At 67.2% G+C, this 406-nt stretch carries 1 protein-coding gene; it reads right to left on the bottom strand.

From position 1 onward, the window contains the following. The coding region (locus QK442_RS36280; protein WP_282698403.1) for an Hsp70 family protein at positions 1-406 on the bottom strand (406 nt) is incomplete at both ends.

The raw sequence follows: 406 nt of genomic DNA, 5'->3' as shown, positions 1-406 counted from the left end.
TCGTCCTTCGGCAGCGAGGAGCCGCCGGTGACGGTCATCTTCTGCTCCTTGCCCGTGCCCAGGTCCTTCGCGGTCACGTGCATGATGCCGTTGGCGTCGATGTCGAAGGCGACCTCGATCTGCGGGACGCCGCGCGGGGCCGGCGGGAGGCCGGTCAGCTCGAACATGCCGAGCTTCTTGTTGTACGCCGCGATCTCGCGCTCGCCCTGGTAGACCTGCACGGTGACCGAGGGCTGGTTGTCCTCGGCGGTGGTGAAGACCTCCGAACGCCGGGTGGGGATCGTGGTGTTGCGCTCGATGAGCTTGGTCATGATGCCGCCCTTGGTCTCGATGCCGAGGGACAGCGGGGTGACGTCGAGGAGCAGGACGTCCTTGACCTCGCCCTTGAGGACACCGGCCTGGAGGG

The organism is Streptomyces sp. CC208A, from assembly GCF_030010625.1.
Taxonomy (GTDB): Bacteria; Actinomycetota; Actinomycetes; order Streptomycetales; family Streptomycetaceae; genus Streptomyces.
This window is presented reverse-complemented; position numbering and strand designations above follow the sequence as displayed.